Source organism: Tistrella mobilis KA081020-065, assembly GCF_000264455.2.
GTDB lineage: Bacteria > Pseudomonadota > Alphaproteobacteria > Tistrellales > Tistrellaceae > Tistrella > Tistrella mobilis.
Window position 1 is genome coordinate 2,684,116 of record NC_017956.1, and the last position, 18,385, is coordinate 2,702,500.

The window sequence follows — 18,385 nt, forward strand, 5'->3', positions numbered from 1 at the left end:
GGGGCTCAACCCTTCACGCGGTTATCCAGGTCACGGATGGCTGCGCGGGCCTCCTCGCCCTCGGGGATCGGCCGGCCGCTGTCGCGCCACTGGACGGCCGCCTTGAAGCCCTCGGCCTGGGCATAGCGGCGGAACCACAGCCCTTCCGGGTTGTGGCGGGTGATGCCGTCGAACACAGTCGCCATCATCTGGCTCTGTTCCAGACCCATGGTCAGCATCACCTGATTGACCACCATCTTGTGCATGGCCAGATGGCCGCGCGGCACACCGGCGATCCGCTCCGCCAGCTTCCGGGTCGCGGCCTCCAGCTCGGCTGCCGGCACCACCTCGTTGGCCAGCCCCCAGGCAGCGGCGGTGCGGCCGTCGATCACGTCGCCGGTGAACATCAGCTGCTTGGCGCGGGTCGGCCCCAGCCGGTAGGTCCACATCGCCGTGGTCGGGCAACCCCAGACGCGGGTCGGCATGTAGCCGATGCGGGCATCCTCGGCCATCACCAGCAGGTCGCAGCAGAGCGCGATGTCGCTGCCGCCGGCCACCGCCGCGCCATGGACCTTGGCGATGGTCGGCTTGGAACAGCGCCAGAGGCTCATGAAATCCTCGGTGTTCCGCTTCATGTACGCGTAGTCGACCATCGGATCCCAGGGATAGCTTTCCTGCTGGCAGGGGTGCTCCACCACCTGTTCTGCCGTATCGGCCAGGTCATAGCCGCCGCAGAAGCCCTTCCCCGCGCCCTCGACCACGATCACATGGACCTGATCATTGGCCTCGGCCCAGGCGACCGCCTCGCGGATGTCGCGGGGGGTCTGGTCGGTGATGGCGTTCAGCCGCTCGGGGCGGTTCAGCAGCAGCCGCGCGATGCGGGGCGAGGCGGGATCCTGGTCGATCCGCAGGGTGGCGAAATCGGGCATGGGAGGCTCCGGTCGGGGGGTTGAAGGCTTCACAGTCAATATTGACTGTATGACTCGACCCCACAAACAGTCAATACTGACTGTTGAAGCGCCACCCACGGTCGCAGGTTGCAATCCGCCGCCGGGCGTGCTTGCAATCCCCCACCTCGCTTACACGCTGCCGGAGACGCCGCCAGATGACCGATGCTTCCGCTGCCCGGCCCACGCTCCGCGACCAGCAGCGCGACCAGACCCGGCAGCGCCTGCTGGATGCGGCGGTCACCTCGCTGATCGAACGCGGCGTGGCGCGGACCACGACGCTGGAAGTCCAGCGCCGCGCCGGCGCCAGCCGCGGCGCGCTGCTGCATCATTTCCCGAGCCATGCCGCCCTGCTCTCGGCCACGATCGGCGAGCTGGTCCGGCGCAATGACGCCGCGGTCGCCCGCGCACTGGAGCGTCACGAGCCGGGCACGAGCCCGGTCGCGCGCGCGATCCGCAGCCTGGTGGAGATGAGCAGCCAGCCGGCCTTCATGGCCGAGCTGGAATTATGGGCCGCCGCCCGCACCGATCCCGATCTTCAGGCCGCGATCCGGGCCGCGGAGCGCGATGCCCGCAGTGATCGCGAACGGGTGGTCTCCGCCCTGTTCGCGCCGGTCGCCGACCGGCCGAATTATGCCGCGGTGGTGGAGATGACCATCCAGTTCCTGCGCGGCCTCGCGGTTTCGCGCCAGATCTCGCGACGGCCCGAGGCCGAGCGCGATCTGATCGCCCGCTGGATCTGGGCGGCGGAGACGCTGCTCTCCGCCCCGCCGCCCGAAGGCTGAGCCGACCGACATCAGGCGGCGAGCGTCGCATCCAGCGTGATCTTCGCCTTCAGCACCTTGGAGACCGGGCAACCGGCCTTGGCCTTGGCGGCCAGTTCCTCGAACTTTGCCTGATCGGCCCCCGGCACCTTGGCGGTGAGCGAGAGGTGAACCGCGGTGATCTCGAAACCGTCGGCGACCTTTTCCAGGGTCACCTTCGCCTCGGTCTTCATCTCCTCGGCGGTGAGCCCCGCCTCGCCCAGAATCAGCGACAGCGCCATGGTGAAACAGCCGGCATGGGTCGCCGCCAGCAGTTCTTCCGGATTGGTGCCGGCCTTGTCCTCGAACCGGGCCGCGAAGCCATAGGGATAGGCGTTGAGCGCCCCGCTCTCGGTCGTGACCGAGCCCTTGCCGTCCTTGATGCCGCCCGACCAGGCAGCCGATCCGCGTCGCACGATCTTCATCTCGATGACCTTCCGTCAGAGTCTGATGAAACGGCTCAACCGGTGTGCCCCGGCACGGGTTCCGCCCTCATTTCGGCCGGGGCCGAAACATCAGGGCAGAGCCGCGGGCTAGGATCTGCATGTTACATCCATCTCAGGAGCCCGGGCACCCCATGATCCTCGTCGTCTTCGAGGCCGTTCCCACCGAAATCGGCCGTCAGACCTATCTCGAACATGCCGCCATGCTCGGCCCGCGCCTCGACGGGGTGGATGGCTTCGTCTCGGTCGAGCGCTACGAAAACCTCGCCCGTCCCGGCCATCTGCTGTCGCTGTCCACCTGGCAGGACATGGCCGCGGTCGATGCCTGGCGGCGCGATGACGGCCATCGCATGGCCCAGGCGGTCGGCCGATCCGGCGTTTTTGCCGACTATCGCCTCAGGATCGCGACCACGCTGCGCGACTATGGCCTGAACCGCCGTGCGGAGGCCCCGGCCGATGCTCTCTGAAACCGATCCCGCCCTGGTGCTGGCGGTCACCGGCGCCTTCCTGCTTGCCGGCACCGTCAAGGGCGTGGTGGGCTTCGGCATGCCGACCGTCTCGCTGGCGGTGCTGGCCGGGATCACCGGCCTGCCGGAAGCCATGGCCCTGCTGCTGGTGCCGTCTTTCATCACCAACCTTCAGCAGGCGCTGACCGGTGGCCATCTGAGGCCGCTGCTCCGCCGGCTCTGGTCGCTGCTGCTGATCTCGATCCCCTGCATCTGGATGGGGGTGGCGATCCTGGCGGAAACCGACCCGGACCGGCTCGCCCGCCTGCTCGGGGCGGTGGTGATGATCTATGGTGCCGCCGGCCTCGCCGGCCTCTCCTTCCGCGCGCCACCGCGGGCCGAGCCCTGGATCTCACCGCTCATCGGCGCGGTGAACGGCCTGCTCACCGGCCTCACCGGGTCCTTCGTGGTGCCGGGCGTCGCCTGGCTGCAGGCGCTGGGGCTGGACCGCAACGCCCTGGTCCAGGCGATGGGCCTGCTGTTTGCCGTCTCGACCGCGGCCCTGGGGCTCGCCCTCGGCGGCAGGTCGCTGCTCACGCCCGAACTCGGCCTCGCCTCGGCCCTGGCGGTGATCCCGGCAGTGGCCGGCATGGCGCTGGGCGCCCGGCTGCGCCGCCGCCTGCCCGAACGCCATTTCCGCCGGGTGTTCTTCGGGGCGCTGATCCTGCTGGGCCTGCGCCTGCTGGCGGGGGCGGCTGACCGTCCGGGGGCTTGGCATCCCGCCTGAGCCTGCGCATCATCACGCTTTATGACGGCGGACGGACAGGAGCGAACACAGATGACGCCGAACATCGCCTCCGGACAGCTGGTCGCCGAAATCGCCGCCGTGATCGGCGACGTCGCCCGCGCCAATATTCTGACCGCCCTGATGGATGGCCGGGCACTGACCGCGGGCGAGCTTGCCGCCCATGCCGGCGTCACCCCCCAGACCACCAGCGGCCATCTGGCGAAGCTGGCCGATGCCGGGCTGATCGCAGGCGAACGCCAGGGCCGCCACCGCTATGTCCGCCTCGCTTCCCCCGCCGTCGCCGAGGTGATCGAGGCGCTGATGGCGGTCGCCGCCGCCGGCCCCGTGCGCCATCGGCCGGTCGGCCCGCGCGATCTGGCGCTGCGGGCCGCCCGCAGCTGCTATGACCACATGGCCGGCAGGCTGGGTGTGGGGCTCGCCGAAGCGCTGGACGCACAGGGTCTGGTCGCGGTTGCCGACGGATCGGGGGCGGTGACGGCCCGCGGCCGCGACTTCTTCCATGATCACAGCATCGCGATCGACAGCGGCCGCGGCAGCCGCCCGCTCTGCCGCACCTGCCTGGACTGGAGCGAGCGCCGCCACCATCTGGCCGGCCGGCTGGGAGCTGCCCTGTTCACCCATGCGCTGGACCAGGGCTGGGTGCGGCGTGCCGAAACCAGCCGGACCCTGACCGTCACCCCGCCCGGACGGATCGCCTTCCACCAGGTGTTCGGGGTCGACGATGCCATGCTGGTGCCCTGAGGTGACGACGTTGCCCTTCGACGGCCTGTTCCGATCGCTCGGCCAGGCGGCGGCCATGGGCCTGGATACCCTGCCCGGCGTGGCGGAGGGCTGGCGGGTGGCCGCGATCCGCGGCCTCGCCGATCACCTGGCCGAACGTTTTGCCGCCATCGCGGCGCCGCTGGTCTTCCAGCTGTTCGGAACCCGCCGCCCGCCCCTGCCGGCCGCCGCGCTGCTGCTCGACCGGCCACCGGCCGGCACCTCTTCCGCTGCCCATGACGCCTTCATCGCCGGGCTGATGGCGGGTGGCTGGCAGGCTGTGTGCGACCGGCACCCGGTCCTGGCCTCGCGTCTGGACCGGATCGCGGCCGATGGCCGGGCGGCGGCGGCCGATCTGCTTTGCGCCTTCGCCGCCGACCGCGACCGGCTGGTCCCGCTCACGGGCCCCGCTCCCGACATCACGAGCATCACCTTCGGCCTGTCGGACCCTCATGGTCATGGCCGCGGCGTGGCGCGGGTCGGGCTTGCCGACGGCCGGGCGCTCGCCTTCAAACCGCGCGGCCTTGCGCCCGAAGCCGGCTTCTTCGCCCTGCTCGGCTGGCTTGAAGAGCGGATGAACGCTGGCCAGCGCCGCCGCCTGCCGCCGCAGCATCGCCCGGCGGTGATCGATTGCGGCAGCCATGGCTGGATGGACTGGGTGGAGCGGGCCCCCTGTGCAGACGAGGCGGAGGTCGAGGCCTTCCACCGCCGCCTGGGCGGGCTCGCAGCCGTGCTCGACCTGCTCGGCGCCAATGACGTGCATTCCGACAATCTGATCGCGGCCGGCGCCGCACCGGTGGTGGTCGATCTCGAATGCCTGTTCGGCCTGCCCGCGGCTTCGCCCGCCCTCGACCGGCTGGAGGCTGCACCCGCCCTGCTCACCACCGGGCTGCTGCCCTTCCTGGTGCCGCTGCCGGACGGTACTTGGCGCAATATGGGCTGTCTCGGCCCGGTGCTGCCGGCGGCGACCGTGCCCGACAATGGCTGGTGCCATATCGGCACCGACTGGATCCGCCGCACAACGGTGGCAGTGCCGGTAGAAGATCCCTGCCGTCCCGTCCTCGACGGCCACGAGGTGGATGTCACCCCCTGGGTCCCGGCGCTGGTCGACGGCCATGACGTGGCGATGGAGGTGTTGATCGCCCGACGCGATGCGCTGACCGCAGCGGACGGCCCCCTCGCCTTCACCGGCGCCCTCTGCCGCCATGTCGCCCTGCCGACCGAAAGCTATCGCCGCCTGCTGGTGCGTCTGGCCGAACCGGATCTGGCCGACGCCCCGGAGGCGCCCGCCGCCCAGGCCGCCCGCATCGCCCACCGGCCGCCACAGCCGGGCATCAATGCCGGTCTCTGGCCAGGCCTGCTGGCGGCAGAGGCGCGCGCGCTCGCCCGTCTGGACGTGCCCGCTTTCCGCTTCGATCCGGCCGATGGCCGGCTCACCGAGGCCGATGACAGCCCGATCGGCCGGCTCGACCCACCCCCGCGGGCCCGCATCATCGCAAAGGCCCGCGCGCTGTCGGATGGCGATCGGCGGCGCGCAGGCGGCATGCTCGGCCAGGTGCTGGCGCCGGTCCGGCCGGCAGCCGCCGATTGCCAGAGCCCGGCGGCGCATCTCGTCGCCACCGCCCTGCCCCGCCGCGATGGCGGTCTCGACTGGATCCGCCCCCACGAACGCCCGCCGATCGCCTGGCGGCCGGCCGGCCACGGCCTCTATCACGGCAGTCCCGGCATTGCGCTGGCGCTGGCCCAGGCCGGCCGTCTGGCCGGGCGGTCCGACTGGCTGGACGCTGCACGGGCGGCCCTTCTGCCGCTCCGCCGCTTCATCGCAGATCCCGGGGCGGGCAACGCCCTTGCCGTCTTCGGTCCCGGCTATGCCGACGGGCTGGGCGGCATGATCGCAGGCCTGGTCTGGGCGGCGGAGCTGCTCGACGATCCGGCGCTCATCGACGATGCTTCCCGCCTCGCCCGCACCGCCGATCCCGACGACATCACCGCATCCCTGCCGTTCGACCTGCATGACGGGCTGGCCGGGCTGATCGTCGCCCTCGCCTTCCTGCACAGCCGCGCCCCCTCGGCCGCGCTGGCCCGACGGCTGCTGCGCCAGGCCGATCGCCTCACCGCCATGGCCACCACCGATGGCGACGCCCTGATCTGGCAGCCGGCCCGCGGCCCGGTGCTGGCGGGCCTTGCCCATGGCCAGTCGGGCATGGCGGTGGCGCTGGCCGCGGCCGGCGCCGCAACCGATGCCCCTGCCCTGCTCGATGCCGCCCGGCGGGCGCTGACGGCCGAAGATCGGCTGTTCGATCCGGCCCGCGCCAACTGGCCCTCCCCGGATCGCGGTCGTCGCCCCGCCACCGCCTGGTGCCATGGCGCGGCCGGCATTGCGCTCGCCCGGCTGGCCCTGCTCAACCTTGCGCCCGACATCTTCGCCGACCGGCGCGCGGAGCTGGACATAGCCCTCGCCACGACGGCGGGCGCCCCCTCCTCGGGCGCCGGGGATCTCTGCTGCGGCGATGCCGGCCGCCGGATCATCCTCATCCGGGCCGGCAAAACGGTCCCCGAGCCTCTGTGCGGGCCGCCGGTGCTCTGGAGCGAGGCCCCGCCGCTGGCCGCGCCGGATCCCTGCCTGTTCAAGGGCCTGGCCGGGCTCTGCCATGCGGACGCCCTCGCCCATATCGGGCCGCAGACCTCCTGCTTTCTGCTGCCGTTCGGTTGAGCCACGGTACACGGTCGTCGATATCGGCCACGGCCGACCATGGCGGAAGCCGCCGACAGGCGCTAGCGTCGGGTCCGGATCAGCACATCACACCGGATACCCGCCATGAGCAGTGATTTCGACAAGCTGAAGGACATCATCCAGTCGAACCCCGACCTGCTGGGCGGCGGTGGCGACATCGGCGCCGCCTCGCGCCGGCTGGAAGAGATTGCCCGCGAGAACGGGCTCGATCTCGATGCCGCGGAAATCGAGCGCCAGTTCCACAGCCGCGCCGCCGATGGCCGGCCTGACGATGAGCTGGACGATCAGGCGCTCGATCAGGTCGCCGGTGCCGGTTCGCCCTATTGCATCTTCACCAAGGGCTGCTACTGCATCTTCACTAAATGACCTGAAAGGCCCGGGACCTGAAAGGCCCGGCAGTCAGGCCAGATAGCGGGCCTCCATCAGGTCGATCTCGCGTACCAGCCGGCGGGCCAGGTCGTCATCGATCTCGCGGGCCCGGGCGATGCGGAAGATCTCCGCCCGCTCGGCCCTCAGCCCCGCCAGCCGCAGCCGGCGTTCAATCTCGTCGGTGCGGCGGAACAGATCGGCCGTGGTGGCATCAGGGCTGTCGGCATCCAGCCGGCGGCGGTACAGCTCCATCACCCGCGCCGCCACGGCGGCGTGCAGATCGGCATCGGTACGCCCCGCCGACATCTCGTGCTGGGCGCGTTCCACCGCCAGAATCGCCGCTCGCGCCGCCGCCGCCCGAATGCGGTCGGCAGTCTGGTCCACCTCTGCCAGCGAATCCGGCGCCAGCCCCTTCAGCACCCGCGGCAGGCCAATCGCGGCCGCGACCAGCGAGGCCAGAATCACCCCGGCCGCCAGAAAGACCGCAAGATCCCGCGCCGGAAACGCGGTTCTGTGGTCCAGCATCAGCGGCAGGGTCAGGATGCCGGCCAGGGTGATGGCACCGCGCACCCCCGCCAGCGTCATCGCCCCCACCAGCCGGTGGATGGTGCCGCGCGACAGCGGCGGCCCCTCGTGCCGGCGCAGCAGGGTCAGGCGCAGCGAGACATAGACCCAGAGCCAGCGCAGCGCCGCGAGCCCCACTGTGATCGCCAGCACATAGACCGCCAACCACCAGGCCTCGCGATGGCCGGTCTCGCGTACCGCCGTCACGGCGCCCGACAGGATCGCCGGCAGCTGCTCCCCCATCAGCACGAAGATCACGCCGTTGACGGCGAACCGCACCGTATCCCACACGGCATTGCGTCGTACCCGGGTGATCGCCTGCACCTGACCGCGGATCTCGGCATGGGACATGGTGATCCCGGCGGCCACCGCCGCCAGGATCGGCGACACGCCTAAGCGGTCCGCCACCAGATATGCGCCGAAGGGGATCAACAGGCTGATCAGCACCTCGATACCCGGCTCCTCGCCGGCATGGCGGCTGATCCGCCCCTTGATCCAGGTGGCACCCAGAGTGATCAGCACACCGGTCGCAAGCCCGCCCAGCGCCAGCTGTGCGAAGGTCAGCAGGGCATCCGACATCGAGAAACTGCCGGTCAGCAGCGCCGCCACCGCGAAGCGCAGGCAGACCAGGCCCGAGGCGTCGTTGAGCAGCGATTCGCCTTCCAGCACATGCATCACCCGCGCCGGCAGCGGGCTGCGGGCGGCGATCGCCGTCACCGCGATCGGATCGGTGGGCGACAGCACGGCCGCCAGCGCGAAGGCCACCTCCAGCGGCATGGTCGGGATCATCCAGTGGATGAAGAACCCCATGCCCAGCACGGTGAACACCACCAGCCCCAGCGCCAGCTGCAGGACGGCACCATAGTCACGGAACAGCCCCGGCTTGGGGATCCGCCAGCCATCCAGAAACAGCAGCGGCGGCAGGAACAGCAGAAAGAAGACCTCGGGCGCAAGCACGATACCCAGATCGGCCACCGCGGCAATGCCGGCCCCCAGCGCGATCTGAACCAGAGGCAGGGGAACCGGCACCGGCAACAGCCTGACCACAAAACCGCTCGCCACCACCGCCAGCAGCATCACCAGCACCAGGGTGATCAATCCCATTGCCGTCGCACTCCACGTCCGCAGGCCACGAGGCCGGCCCGATATGCGAACGATAGCCGAGCCGCGCGGGACTGCGGCAGACGCAGCTCGGCATGGCTGCCGCGTCGCGGCCGCATGGCAGGAGGCAACCGGGAAAACGGTCAGAACGGCAGGCCGACATAATTCTCGGCAAGCGTGGTCAGGGCGGCTTCCGACGACAGCAGATATTCAAGCTCCGCCCGCCGCAACCCGGCATCGAAGGTCGATGCCGCCGGCCCGAAATCATGCAGCATCGCGGTCATCCACCACGAAAAGCGCTGCGCCTTCCACACCCGCGCCAAGGCCCGGGCCGAATAGGCGCCAAGCGCCGCTTCACCCCCGCCGCCATACCACTCGACCAGGGCGCGGGTCAGATAATGCACGTCGCCCGCCGCCAGGTTCAGCCCCTTGGCACCGGTCGGCGGCACGATATGGGCGGCATCACCGGCCAGGAACAGCCGGCCATGGCGCAGCGGCTCGGCCACGAAGCTGCGCATCGGCGTGACGCCCTTTTCCAGCACCCGCCCCTCGGTCAGCCGCGCGCCGTCCGCGTCCCCCAGCCTGGCGCGCAGCTCCGCCCAGATTCGCGCATCCGGCCAGGCGGCAGGATCGGTTTCGGGCGCGCATTGCACGTAATGCCGCACGATGCTGGGGGAGCGCATGCTGTAGAGCGCGAAGCCGCGGGCATGGCGGGCATAGATCAGCTCGTCCATCACCGGCGGCGCCTCGGCCAGGATGCCCAGCCAGGCAAAGGGATAGATCCGTTCATGCGTGGTGATCGCCCCCTCGGGCAGGCATTGGCGCGTGACGCCGTGAAAGCCGTCGCAGCCGGCGATGACGTCACAGTCCAGCCGCCGGCTCCGCCCTTCCGCATCCCGCCAGGTGACGAAGGGGGCCGGGCCGTCGAAGTCCTGCGGCGTCACCTCCTCCGCTTCGAAATGCAGGGCGCCGGGAACGTCCAGCCGGGCGCGGATCAGGTCTTTCACCACCTCGGTCTGGCCATAGACCGTCACATGGCGCCCGCCGGCGCGGCCGGCCAGATCCACATGCACCCGCCGGCCATCCAGCGAGATATGGATGCCGCCATGCACCAGCCCCTCGCGATGCAGCCGGTCTGCGACGCCTGCTTCGTCCAGCAGATCCACCGTGCCCTGTTCCAGCACGCCGGCCCGGATCCGCCCCTCGCAATAGGCCCGACTGCGCCGTTCCAGGATCACCGAGGCGATGCCATGGATGTGGAGCAGCTGGCCGAGCAGCAGCCCCGCCGGCCCGGCACCGATGATCGCGACCTGGGTGCGCTCACGCATCTTCCCCCTCCCCCGAAAGCCTGCCATCGGCATGTGAGGCATCCGCAATCACCCGGTCGATGAACCGGTTGGCCGATCCGCGGTCGTCGCCATCGCCTGCCCGTGCCTGCATCGCCGGCACATCGATCTCCAGATCGTCCAGCAGCCCGCCCGCATGGTTCAGCGCCGCCGCGGTCGCCACCGCCATGGCCGGCCAGCTCTGCCATTCCACCGTCCAGGCGGCGCCGTCGCGCTCCTCGGCATGGATCAGCGCGCCATGCAGTGCGCCGAGCCGCCCCGCGACCTCGCGCGCTGCCGCAACCAGCAGCTCCGCCCGCACCGGATTGCGCTTGTGCGGCATGGCCGAAGATCCGCCGGCGCCGCCGATCCGCACCTCCGCGATCTCGCTCCGTGCCATGATCAGCAGATCGGCGCCGATCTTGCCCAGCGCCCCCGCCACCAGCGACAGCCAGCTTCCAAGTTCGGCGAGGCCATCACGCTGGGCATGGCCCGGCATCGGCGGCAGGGTCAGGCCCAGGCGGGCAGCGAATTCCGCCTCCAGACGCGCCGCCGCGTCGGGATCGATGCCAGAAAGGCTGCCCACCGGCCCGCCAAGCGTCGCCACCAGCAGCCGCGGCTGGAGTTCGGTCAGGCGCCGGCGATGACGGATCAGCGGCGCCGCCCATCCGGCGATCCTCAGGCCCAGCGGCACGGGCAGGGCGATCTGCCCCCGCGTCCGCCCGGCCATCATCGTCGCCCGATGCGCATCCGCAAGCGCGGTCAGCCGTGCCACCAGCTGCGCCAGCCGCCGGTCGATCACCGCCAGGACCTGCGCGGCCTGACGCATCATGGCGCTGTCCAGCACATCCTGGCTGGTGGCGCCCAGATGCACGAAGCCGGCCACCTCGCCCGTCACCGCCCGCCTCAGCCTCTGCACCATCGCCGGGACCGGCACGCCGTCCCGCGCCGTGGCCGCCGCCAGCATCTCCGGGGCGATGTCGAGCCCGCGGGCAGCGGCGGCGATCGCAGCGGCGGCCGCCGCCGGCACCAGCCCGGCTACTTGTCCCGCCTCGGCCAGCACCGCCTCCACCTCCAGCATCGCGCCGATCAGTGTGCGGTCCGACAGCAGCTCCGTGACCTCGCCGTCCGACCACAGCCCGCCGAACAGCACCGAGCCCGTGAACAGCCCCGTTTCGCGTTCATGCTCAGACATCGAAGAACACCGTCTCGCCATCGCCCTGCATGCGGATGTCGAAGCCGTAGGCAGGCAGCCCCGGCGCTACCAGCCGCCGCGCCACCAGCGTCTCCCGCCGCGCCTCCGGCACCAGGGCCAGCACGGGATCGGCCGCCAGCGCCGCGATGTCCTCGGGGAAATAGATCCGGGTGAAGGCGTGGCTCAACAGCCCGCGCATGAACAGGATCACCGAAAGATGCGGCGCGCCGCCCTCCCCCGCCGGCACGCCCGGCCGCACGGTCTCGAACCGAAAGCGCCGCTCGGGATCAATGCCGGTGCCGCAGCGGCCGAAGCCGCGGAAGCCGGGCGTCTCCGGCCCCGCCACCCGGCCGACGGCATCGCATTGCCAGATCTCCACCAGGGCATCCTCGATCGCCGCCCCGGCGCCATCCAGCACCCGGCCGGTGATCACGATCCGCTCACCCGGGCAGGCCTCGTCGGCGATCACCGCATCGGCGATCTGGCCGCCCTTGTAGCCGTATTGCCGCGCGGTCAGGCCATAGGCGAAAAAGGGACCCACGGTCTGCGACGGCGTCTGGATCAGGCTGTTACGCATCGCCTCAATCCTCCATCGGCGTGGCCATCGCGCCGCGCAGCACGATGTCGAACATATAGCCCAGGGCGAATTCCGGCTGCGTGACGCCGATATCGAACCGCGCCACCAGCCGGTCCCGCGCCCCCGCATCGGCGGTCGCCTGGAAGATCGGGTCCAGCGCCAGCAGCGGGTCGCCCGGGAAATACATCTGGGTCACCAGCCGGCTGGCGAAGCTCCGCCCGAACAGCGACAGATGGATGTGGTTGGGCCGCCAGGCATTCGGGTGGTTGCGCCAGGGATAGGCGCCGGGTTTGACGGTGATGAAGCTGTAGCGGCCCTCGTCATCGGTCACCACCCGTCCGGCCCCGGTGAAATTGGGGTCGAGCGGCGCATCATGGGTATCGGCGACATGGACATAACGCCCGGCGGCATTGGCCTGCCAGATCTCGATCAGCGTGCCCGGTACCGGCCGACCGGCATCGTCCAGCACGCGGCCGGTCACCACGATCCGCTCGCCCAGCGGCTCACCATTCACCCGGCCATTGCGGGTCAGGTCGTGGTCGAGCGGCCCGATCGCATCCTGGCCGAAGACCGGGGCCGTCGCCTCCATGATGCCGTGCGGGATCGGGATCAGGGGTTTCGACGGCGCCCGCAGCAGGGTCGATTTATAGTCGGGCGCCAGATAGGGCGGCTGGGCCGACCAGTCGCGGGGGGAAATCTTTCCAGTCACCTGTCCTGCCCTCCCTCTCCATCGGCGGAAGACCCCGCCGTCATCTCGGCCAGCACCCGTTTGGCGATGGCAAAGGCGGTGTTGGCCGCCGGCACCCCGGCATAGACCGCGACATGCAGCAGCGCCTCCTGCACATCCGCAGCACTGGCGCCGGTATTGGCCGTGGCGCGGACATGCATCGCCATCTCGTCGTGATGGCCCAGCGCCGCGAGCAGCGTAATGGTCAGCATCGACCGTTCGCGCGGGGTCAGATGCGGCCGGCTCCACACCTCGCCCCAGGCGCCGCGGGTGATGAACTCCTGAAACGGCGCATCGAAGGCCGACATGTTGCGGTGGGCCCGGTCGACATGGGCATCGCCCAGCACCCGGCGGCGCATCGCATCGCCCCTGGTGTCACGCAGATCTGACATGGCCGGTCTCCTTCATGGGGCGCCAGATCGGCACAGGCTCGTGTAGGATGATGCATGGCGGCGTGAAGGGAGAGGCGGGTAGATGATCGACCGGCGCATCAAGTTCCGGCATCTGACATGCTTCCTGGAAGTGGCGCGGCTGCGCAGCGTGGTGGCCGCAGCCGACAGTCTGGCGATCACCCAGCCGGCGGTGTCGAAAACGCTGCGCGAGCTGGAAGAGGTGCTGGACGCCCGGCTGTTCGATCGCGGCCGCCGCGGCCTGACCCTCACCCCCTTCGGCCGCCTGTTCCTGAACCATGCCGGCACGGCGGTGACGGCCCTCGGCGACGGCGTCGACGCCATCGCCCGCGCCCGGAGCGGCGGCGGGACCGAGCTTCTGCGCATCGGCGCCCTGCCGACCGTCGCAGCCCAGGTGATGCCGGCGGCAGTGCGCCGCTTCGCGACCGGCGGCGCCCGGGCCACCGTGCGGGTGGTCGACGGGCCCAACACCCTGCTGCTGGCCCAGCTCAGGATCGGCGAACTCGATCTGGTGGTCGGGCGTCTGGCCGAACCCGAAGCCATGACCGGGCTCAGTTTCGAGCATCTCTATTCCGAACGTGTCACCTTCGCCGTCCGCCCCGGCCATCCCCTGCTCGACCGTCCGGTCCCCGACCCGCGGGCGGTGGCCGGTTATCCGATGATCGTGCCACCGCCCGGCTCGATCATCCGGCCGGTGGTGGACCGGTTCCTGATCGCCGCCGGCATCCGACGGATCGACACGGCGATCGAAACCGTCTCGGGCACCTTCGGCCGCAGCTATGTCCGCCAGTCGGATGCGGTCTGGATCATTTCGCGCGGCGTGGTCGCCCGCGACATCGCCGAGGGCCAGCTGCGCGAACTGCGCCTGGATACCGGCGACACCAGCGGACCGGTCGGGCTCACCACTCGGGCCGACCAGCCGCCGACACCGGTGCTGCGCCTGTTCATCGATGCGGTCCGCGATGTCGCGGCGGATCTGAGGGCAGCGGATGCGGAACAGGAACTGGTTCATCTGCTCAATACCCCAGCAATCGCGGCAGGGTCAGCGTGATCGCCGGTACCGCCACCAGCAGCGCCACCCGCAGGATCTCGGCGGCGAAGAACGGCATCACGCCGCGGAAGGTCTCGCGCATCGGCACGTCGCGGGCGAGGCCGTTGATGATGAAGACATTCAGCCCGACCGGCGGCGTGATCAGCCCCAGCTCCACCACCACCAGGGCAATGATGCCGAACCAGACCTTCTGATCCTCGGGCGTCAGGCCGAAATCGAGCCCCGCCACCACCGGCCAGAGGAAGGGGATGGCGAGCAGGATCATGCTCAGCGAATCCATCAGACAGCCGAGCAGGATCAGCAGAACCAGGATCGCGACCAGGATCAGATATGGATCGAGCGTGCTCTGCCGGACCAGCGCCGCGCCGGCCTGCGGCAGGCCCGACCGGGCGAGGAAGATCTGCAGCAGGGCCGCGCCGAACAGGATCAGATAGATCATGGCGGTGGAGAGCGCCGTCTCCAGCATCGCCGCCTTCAGCCCCGCCGGGCCCAGCCCGCCGCGGCCGGCAAGGCGGAGGCCGATCCCGTAGAGCCCGACCAGCAACGCGCCAACGGCGGCCGCGGGTGTCGGGTTGAACAGGCCCATATAGATGCCGCCGATCACCACCCCGAAGACCAGCACCACCGGGGCCAGGCGCAGCGTCAGGCGCAGTTTTTCGGGCCAGGGCACGGGGGTCGCCGCGGGGCCCAGTTCCGGGTTCAGCAGCACCTGGATGCGGATCACCGCCAGAAAGAAGACCACCGCGATCAGCCCGGGCACCAGGGCGGCCCCGAACATGGTGACGATGTTGCTTTCCACCGTGACCGCATAGATCACCAGCACGACCGACGGCGGGATCAGGATGCCGAGCGTGCCACCGGCCGCCAGCGTGCCGGTGGCAAGCGCCGGGGCGTAGCCCAGCCGGCGAAGTTCCGGCAGCGCCACCTGCCCCATGGTCGATGCGGTGGCAAGCGATGAGCCGCAGACCGCGCCGAAGCCGGCGCAGGCGCCGATCGCCGCCATGGCGACACCGCCGCGCAGCCGGCCGATCCAGGCATTCACCCCCGCAAACAGATCCCCCGAGAGACCGGACCGGCCGGCGAACTGGCCCATCAGGATGAAGAACGGCACCACGCTCAGGTCGTAGAGCGAGAACTGGTCGAAAGCCAGGGTCTGCAACTGGCGAAGCAGGATGGTCTCTCCCGACAGCACCACCGTGCCGCCGGCCCCGACCAGCGCCATGGCCAGCGCGATCGGCACCCTGAGGGCGATCATCACGAACATGATGACCATGCCGGCAATGCCGGTCTCGATCGGCCCCATGGCGTCAATGTCCTCCCGCGCCGCCAGGCGTAGCGGCCTCGTCGTCGATGCCCGCCGCCGGCCGCCCGCCGGCCACCATCCAGCCCGCCACCGCGGCCCAGAGGGCAAGCGACACCAGGATCGGCGGGAAGGCCCACCAGATCGGGATCTGCAGGATCGGCGTCACTTCCGGATAGTCGGTGACGTAATAGCCAAGGAAGCCCAGGCTCATCCGCCAGAGCAGCAGCAGGGCGAGGCCGGCCATCAGGACATCCACCACCCGGTCGAGCCCGCGCTGCACCCCGGGTCGCAGGGCCTGAATGAACAGGTCGACCGAGACATGGGCGCGCATCAGCTGGGCAAAGGGCAGGAAGGCGAAGACGGCGATCGCGCAGCCCAGCTGGGTCAGTTCGAAATCACCGGTGATCGGCCGGCGGATGGCGAGGTCGAGCACGATGCTCGTCCCCGTCACCGCCATCACCGCCACCAGAACCACGCCCCCCGCCAGCGCCCAGAGGCGCGCCGCCCGTTCCGGCAGCGGACGCCCGCACGCGCCTGATCGCTCACCATGCCTCTCACTGGGCATGGGCCGCGACGCGTTCGCGCGCCCGGGCAACCAGGGCCGTACCGTCAATGCCCTTCGTGGCCGCATCCTCGATCCAGCGGGTTTCGACCGGTGCAAGGGCCGTGCGGAAGGCCGCCAGTTCGTCGGGCGTCAGCTTCGCGATATCGATGCCGCGATCGGTATAGGCCTTGCGGCCGACCTCTTCCGCCTCCAGCCAGGCCTTGCCGATCTCCCGGGCGAAATCCGCGCCGGAATTGCGGTCGATCACCGCCTTCAGATCGTCGGGCAGGCCGTCATACTTCGCCTTGTTCATGGCGAAGATGAACACCGCCGTACCGAAGCGCTCGCCATTGGCGCCCTCGCCGGGGCCGCGGGTCAGCTGGTCGAGCTTCAGAGACGGCACCACTTCGAACGGCACCATCACCCCGTCGATGACCCGCTTGGAAATCGCCGCCGGCACATCCGGCACCGGCATGCCGATCGGCGCGCCGCCGAGCGCCTCCACCACCCAGCCGCCGACCCGGCCGGGGATGCGGATCTTCCTGCCCTGAACATCGGCGGGGCTGCGCACCGGGGCATCGACCATGTTCAGCGTCTGGCCGGCATGAACATGGACCAGCAGCGGCTTGACGGTCTTGAACTCGTCCGCGAAGTCGCTCGCCAGCATGTCGCGGATCGCCAGATTGGTCGCGACCGGATCGTTCAGATGCACGAAGGGCAGCTCGAAGACTTCAAGCTTCGGGAAGCGGCCGGGAGTGTAGCCGGCCACCGTCCAGACGATGTCGGCGATGCCGTCCTCGGCCTGCTGGAACAGCTGGTTGGGCTTGCCGCCCAGCGACATCGACGGATAGATCTCGACCGAGATCCGGCCGCCGGAGTCCTCTTCCACCCGCTTCGCCCAGGGCTCGATCAGCCGGGTCTGGGCCGGGGCCATCTGGTTCAGGAAATGGTGAACGGTCAGTTTCACCTGGTCGGCCGCCATCGCCGATGCCGAGACCAGCATCGCCGAGGCCGCCACAGCCAACCGCACGAAGATGCGCATCCGATATCCCCCCTGAACGTCGCGTCGTCCGGCCCGGAGGCCGGCTGCCGGATCGTTCCGGCGCGATCATTGGGTCAACGATGGCAGCGAAGACAAGTGTTTCAAAGTAAGTTTGCGGCCCCTCGCCATAACCAAATGGTTATAGACCGGCCCAGCAAGAGGACAGTCTGTCACGAAGCCATACACGGAGAGGTGGAGACAGAGCCTGTACAACGGGTGCCTCTGGATCCACACTTTTGCGGAGACGGTCGATACCGCATGGATGGGGGAACGAGGCATGGCGAGCTGGGCGCTGATCCTGGTGCCGGGATACTACCGAAAGCCCAAGAACACCCTGCGCGACGTGCTGGTCGCGAACCTCACCCTGTCCGAAACCATGCCGATGACCGAGACCGCCTCGGATACCGACAAGGCGACGCTCACGGTCACCCCTTCTGACACCACCGGTCTGCCCGAAACGCTCGATGTCTTCGAGGCATCATGGTCGGACCTGATCCCGACACCGGCCGAAGAACGGCCGATCGGCCGCCTGTTCCAGGGGCTGTCGCTGCTGATCTACTGGCTCGGCTATCCACGGATGTGGCTGGCGATCTTCCGCTATTCCTTCTACATCGCGGTCGGTTATCTCGCATCCGCGGCCATGCTCGTGCTCTGGCTGATTTCGCTGATCGCCATCGTCGCCCAGGCGACCGGCGCCGATACCACGACCGCGGTTACTTCCGACGGCTCCGACGCCATGGTCTGGCTGGGGCAGCATGTGCAGGCCGCCGCCGCCTGGCTGGTGGCGAAGCTGCCGCCGACCTGGGCCGCGACCCTGACCATCCTCATCCCCCTGCTGCCGGTCATGACCGTCGCCGATCTCGCCGCTTTCACCCGCGCCTATCTGCGCGATGCCGCAGCCGATGGCATCACCGGCCTGCGCGCCCGGTTGCGCATGCGTGTGCAAACCAGCCTCGCCAAGGCGCTCGCCGCCGGCAGCTATGACCGGGTGATCGTCGTCGGCCACTCCTTCGGCTCACTGATCGTCACCGACCTGATCGCCGGCTGGTATAGGGCCGTCGACCTCGAGAAGATCTCGGTCGTCACCATCGGGTCGCCCGGTGCGGTGCTCGCCTTCCGTTCCGATTGGCTGGATCACGAAATCGCCGCCGCCGTCGAACGCCGGCCCGGCCATGGCTGGACTGACATCCATGCCGACCGCGACCTGCTCTCGGCCGGTCTGGTGCCGATCGACAGCCCCGCCATAGAGGCGGGAGAT

At 69.9% G+C, this 18,385-nt stretch carries 19 protein-coding genes (1 of these 19 cut by a window edge); 8 read left to right on the forward strand and 11 right to left on the reverse strand.

Annotated features, from left to right (window positions below; genetic code table 11):
* Positions 1-5: 5 nt before the first annotated feature.
* The gene (locus tag TMO_RS12175; RefSeq protein WP_014745937.1) at positions 6-908 is read right to left on the reverse strand and encodes a crotonase/enoyl-CoA hydratase family protein; all 903 of its coding nucleotides are present in this window, start codon (positions 906-908) and stop codon (positions 6-8) included.
* 176 nt (positions 909-1,084) lie between these two features.
* Between TMO_RS12175 and TMO_RS12180 the strand changes: the two genes are divergently transcribed.
* Positions 1,085-1,711: a TetR/AcrR family transcriptional regulator gene (locus TMO_RS12180; protein ID WP_014745938.1), complete on the forward strand. Its 627-nt coding sequence runs from the start codon at positions 1,085-1,087 to the stop codon at positions 1,709-1,711.
* 11 nt (positions 1,712-1,722) lie between these two features.
* On the opposite strand, the gene TMO_RS12185 is transcribed toward TMO_RS12180, so the two are convergent.
* Complete coding sequence (locus TMO_RS12185) at positions 1,723-2,154, reverse strand: OsmC family protein (protein ID WP_014745939.1); 432 nt, start codon at positions 2,152-2,154, stop codon at positions 1,723-1,725.
* A 152-nt stretch (positions 2,155-2,306) separates the two neighbouring features.
* On the opposite strand from TMO_RS12185, the gene TMO_RS12190 reads away from it, so the two are divergent.
* The 5 genes from TMO_RS12190 (at position 2,307) to TMO_RS12210 (ending at position 7,285) form a co-directional block, all read left to right on the forward strand.
* Positions 2,307-2,639, forward strand: coding sequence for an antibiotic biosynthesis monooxygenase family protein (locus TMO_RS12190; protein ID WP_014745940.1), 333 nt, complete (start codon positions 2,307-2,309; stop codon positions 2,637-2,639).
* Positions 2,629-3,405: a sulfite exporter TauE/SafE family protein gene (locus TMO_RS12195; protein WP_014745941.1), complete on the forward strand. Its 777-nt coding sequence runs from the start codon at positions 2,629-2,631 to the stop codon at positions 3,403-3,405. The genes TMO_RS12190 and TMO_RS12195 overlap by 11 nt, the downstream gene beginning before the upstream one ends.
* 51 nt (positions 3,406-3,456) lie before the next feature.
* Positions 3,457-4,167, forward strand: a complete 711-nt coding sequence (locus TMO_RS12200; protein ID WP_014745942.1) for an ArsR/SmtB family transcription factor — start codon at positions 3,457-3,459, stop codon at positions 4,165-4,167.
* Position 4,168: 1 nt separating this feature from the next.
* Positions 4,169-6,898 carry a DUF4135 domain-containing protein gene (locus tag TMO_RS12205; protein ID WP_187297776.1) on the forward strand — a complete coding sequence of 910 codons (2,730 nt, stop codon included), beginning with the start codon at positions 4,169-4,171 and terminating at the stop codon, positions 6,896-6,898.
* 105 nt (positions 6,899-7,003) lie between these two features.
* On the forward strand, positions 7,004-7,285 hold the full coding sequence (locus tag TMO_RS12210; RefSeq protein ID WP_014745944.1) for a hypothetical protein: 282 nt from the start codon (positions 7,004-7,006) through the stop codon (positions 7,283-7,285).
* Positions 7,286-7,318: 33 nt separating this feature from the next.
* On the opposite strand, the gene TMO_RS12215 is transcribed toward TMO_RS12210, so the two are convergent.
* The 6 genes from TMO_RS12215 to pcaC all read right to left on the reverse strand — a co-directional run bounded on the left by TMO_RS12215 (position 7,319) and on the right by pcaC (position 13,169).
* The gene (locus TMO_RS12215) at positions 7,319-8,956 is read right to left on the reverse strand and encodes a Na+/H+ antiporter (RefSeq protein ID WP_014745945.1); all 1,638 of its coding nucleotides are present in this window, start codon (positions 8,954-8,956) and stop codon (positions 7,319-7,321) included.
* Between the two features lie 140 nt (positions 8,957-9,096).
* The gene (gene pobA / locus TMO_RS12220; protein WP_014745946.1) at positions 9,097-10,281 is read right to left on the reverse strand and encodes a 4-hydroxybenzoate 3-monooxygenase; all 1,185 of its coding nucleotides are present in this window, start codon (positions 10,279-10,281) and stop codon (positions 9,097-9,099) included.
* On the reverse strand, positions 10,274-11,473 hold the full coding sequence (locus TMO_RS12225; protein WP_014745947.1) for a lyase family protein: 1,200 nt from the start codon (positions 11,471-11,473) through the stop codon (positions 10,274-10,276). Before TMO_RS12225 ends, pobA begins: the two co-directional genes overlap by 8 nt.
* Entirely contained in the window at positions 11,466-12,050 is a 585-nt protein-coding gene (gene pcaG / locus TMO_RS12230) for a protocatechuate 3,4-dioxygenase subunit alpha (RefSeq protein ID WP_014745948.1), read from the reverse strand. Before pcaG ends, TMO_RS12225 begins: the two co-directional genes overlap by 8 nt.
* Positions 12,051-12,054: 4 nt before the next feature.
* Positions 12,055-12,759 (reverse strand): protocatechuate 3,4-dioxygenase subunit beta, encoded by a 705-nt coding sequence (pcaH, locus tag TMO_RS12235; RefSeq protein WP_014745949.1) that lies wholly within the window; start codon positions 12,757-12,759, stop codon positions 12,055-12,057.
* Entirely contained in the window at positions 12,756-13,169 is a 414-nt protein-coding gene (gene pcaC / locus TMO_RS12240) for a 4-carboxymuconolactone decarboxylase (protein WP_014745950.1), read from the reverse strand. Before pcaC ends, pcaH begins: the two co-directional genes overlap by 4 nt.
* An 82-nt stretch (positions 13,170-13,251) precedes the next feature.
* Between pcaC and pcaQ the strand changes: the two genes are divergently transcribed.
* Positions 13,252-14,238 (forward strand): pca operon transcription factor PcaQ, encoded by a 987-nt coding sequence (gene pcaQ / locus TMO_RS12245; protein WP_014745951.1) that lies wholly within the window; start codon positions 13,252-13,254, stop codon positions 14,236-14,238.
* Here pcaQ and TMO_RS12250 read toward each other — a convergent pair.
* Genes TMO_RS12250 through TMO_RS12260 form a run of 3 tightly spaced genes read right to left on the reverse strand, consistent with a single transcriptional unit; the run spans position 14,204 to position 17,127 of the window.
* On the reverse strand, positions 14,204-15,541 hold the full coding sequence (locus TMO_RS12250; protein ID WP_014745952.1) for a TRAP transporter large permease: 1,338 nt from the start codon (positions 15,539-15,541) through the stop codon (positions 14,204-14,206). The genes pcaQ and TMO_RS12250 overlap by 35 nt on opposite strands.
* A gap of 4 nt (positions 15,542-15,545) precedes the next feature.
* Positions 15,546-16,106, reverse strand: coding sequence for a TRAP transporter small permease (locus tag TMO_RS12255; protein WP_081598899.1), 561 nt, complete (start codon positions 16,104-16,106; stop codon positions 15,546-15,548).
* Positions 16,096-17,127, reverse strand: a complete 1,032-nt coding sequence (locus TMO_RS12260) for a TRAP transporter substrate-binding protein (protein ID WP_014745954.1) — start codon at positions 17,125-17,127, stop codon at positions 16,096-16,098. Before TMO_RS12260 ends, TMO_RS12255 begins: the two co-directional genes overlap by 11 nt.
* Positions 17,128-17,404: 277 nt before the next feature.
* Between TMO_RS12260 and TMO_RS12265 the strand changes: the two genes are divergently transcribed.
* On the forward strand, positions 17,405-18,385 hold the 5' portion of the coding sequence (locus tag TMO_RS12265; RefSeq protein ID WP_014745955.1) for a hypothetical protein. Its footprint extends 183 nt past the window's final position; the window shows 981 of its 1,164 coding nt (coding positions 1-981); the start codon lies at positions 17,405-17,407; its stop codon lies beyond the right edge, outside the window.

Excerpts from the sequence above, each read along its gene's own strand:
- TMO_RS12175 (WP_014745937.1), bottom strand. The coding sequence starts at position 908 with ATGCCCGATTTCGCCACCCTGCGGATCGACCAGGATCCCGCCTCGCCC.
- TMO_RS12180 (WP_014745938.1), top strand. The coding sequence starts at position 1,085 with ATGACCGATGCTTCCGCTGCCCGGCCCACGCTCCGCGACCAGCAGCGC.
- TMO_RS12185 (WP_014745939.1), bottom strand. The coding sequence starts at position 2,154 with ATGAAGATCGTGCGACGCGGATCGGCTGCCTGGTCGGGCGGCATCAAG.
- TMO_RS12190 (WP_014745940.1), top strand. The coding sequence starts at position 2,307 with ATGATCCTCGTCGTCTTCGAGGCCGTTCCCACCGAAATCGGCCGTCAG.
- TMO_RS12195 (WP_014745941.1), top strand. The coding sequence starts at position 2,629 with ATGCTCTCTGAAACCGATCCCGCCCTGGTGCTGGCGGTCACCGGCGCC.
- TMO_RS12200 (WP_014745942.1), top strand. The coding sequence starts at position 3,457 with ATGACGCCGAACATCGCCTCCGGACAGCTGGTCGCCGAAATCGCCGCC.
- TMO_RS12210 (WP_014745944.1), top strand. The coding sequence starts at position 7,004 with ATGAGCAGTGATTTCGACAAGCTGAAGGACATCATCCAGTCGAACCCC.
- TMO_RS12215 (WP_014745945.1), bottom strand. The coding sequence starts at position 8,956 with ATGGGATTGATCACCCTGGTGCTGGTGATGCTGCTGGCGGTGGTGGCG.
- pobA (WP_014745946.1), bottom strand. The coding sequence starts at position 10,281 with ATGCGTGAGCGCACCCAGGTCGCGATCATCGGTGCCGGGCCGGCGGGG.
- TMO_RS12225 (WP_014745947.1), bottom strand. The coding sequence starts at position 11,473 with ATGTCTGAGCATGAACGCGAAACGGGGCTGTTCACGGGCTCGGTGCTG.
- pcaG (WP_014745948.1), bottom strand. The coding sequence starts at position 12,050 with ATGCGTAACAGCCTGATCCAGACGCCGTCGCAGACCGTGGGTCCCTTT.
- pcaC (WP_014745950.1), bottom strand. The coding sequence starts at position 13,169 with ATGTCAGATCTGCGTGACACCAGGGGCGATGCGATGCGCCGCCGGGTG.
- pcaQ (WP_014745951.1), top strand. The coding sequence starts at position 13,252 with ATGATCGACCGGCGCATCAAGTTCCGGCATCTGACATGCTTCCTGGAA.
- TMO_RS12250 (WP_014745952.1), bottom strand. The coding sequence starts at position 15,541 with ATGGGGCCGATCGAGACCGGCATTGCCGGCATGGTCATCATGTTCGTG.
- TMO_RS12255 (WP_081598899.1), bottom strand. The coding sequence starts at position 16,106 with ATGCCCAGTGAGAGGCATGGTGAGCGATCAGGCGCGTGCGGGCGTCCG.
- TMO_RS12260 (WP_014745954.1), bottom strand. The coding sequence starts at position 17,127 with ATGCGCATCTTCGTGCGGTTGGCTGTGGCGGCCTCGGCGATGCTGGTC.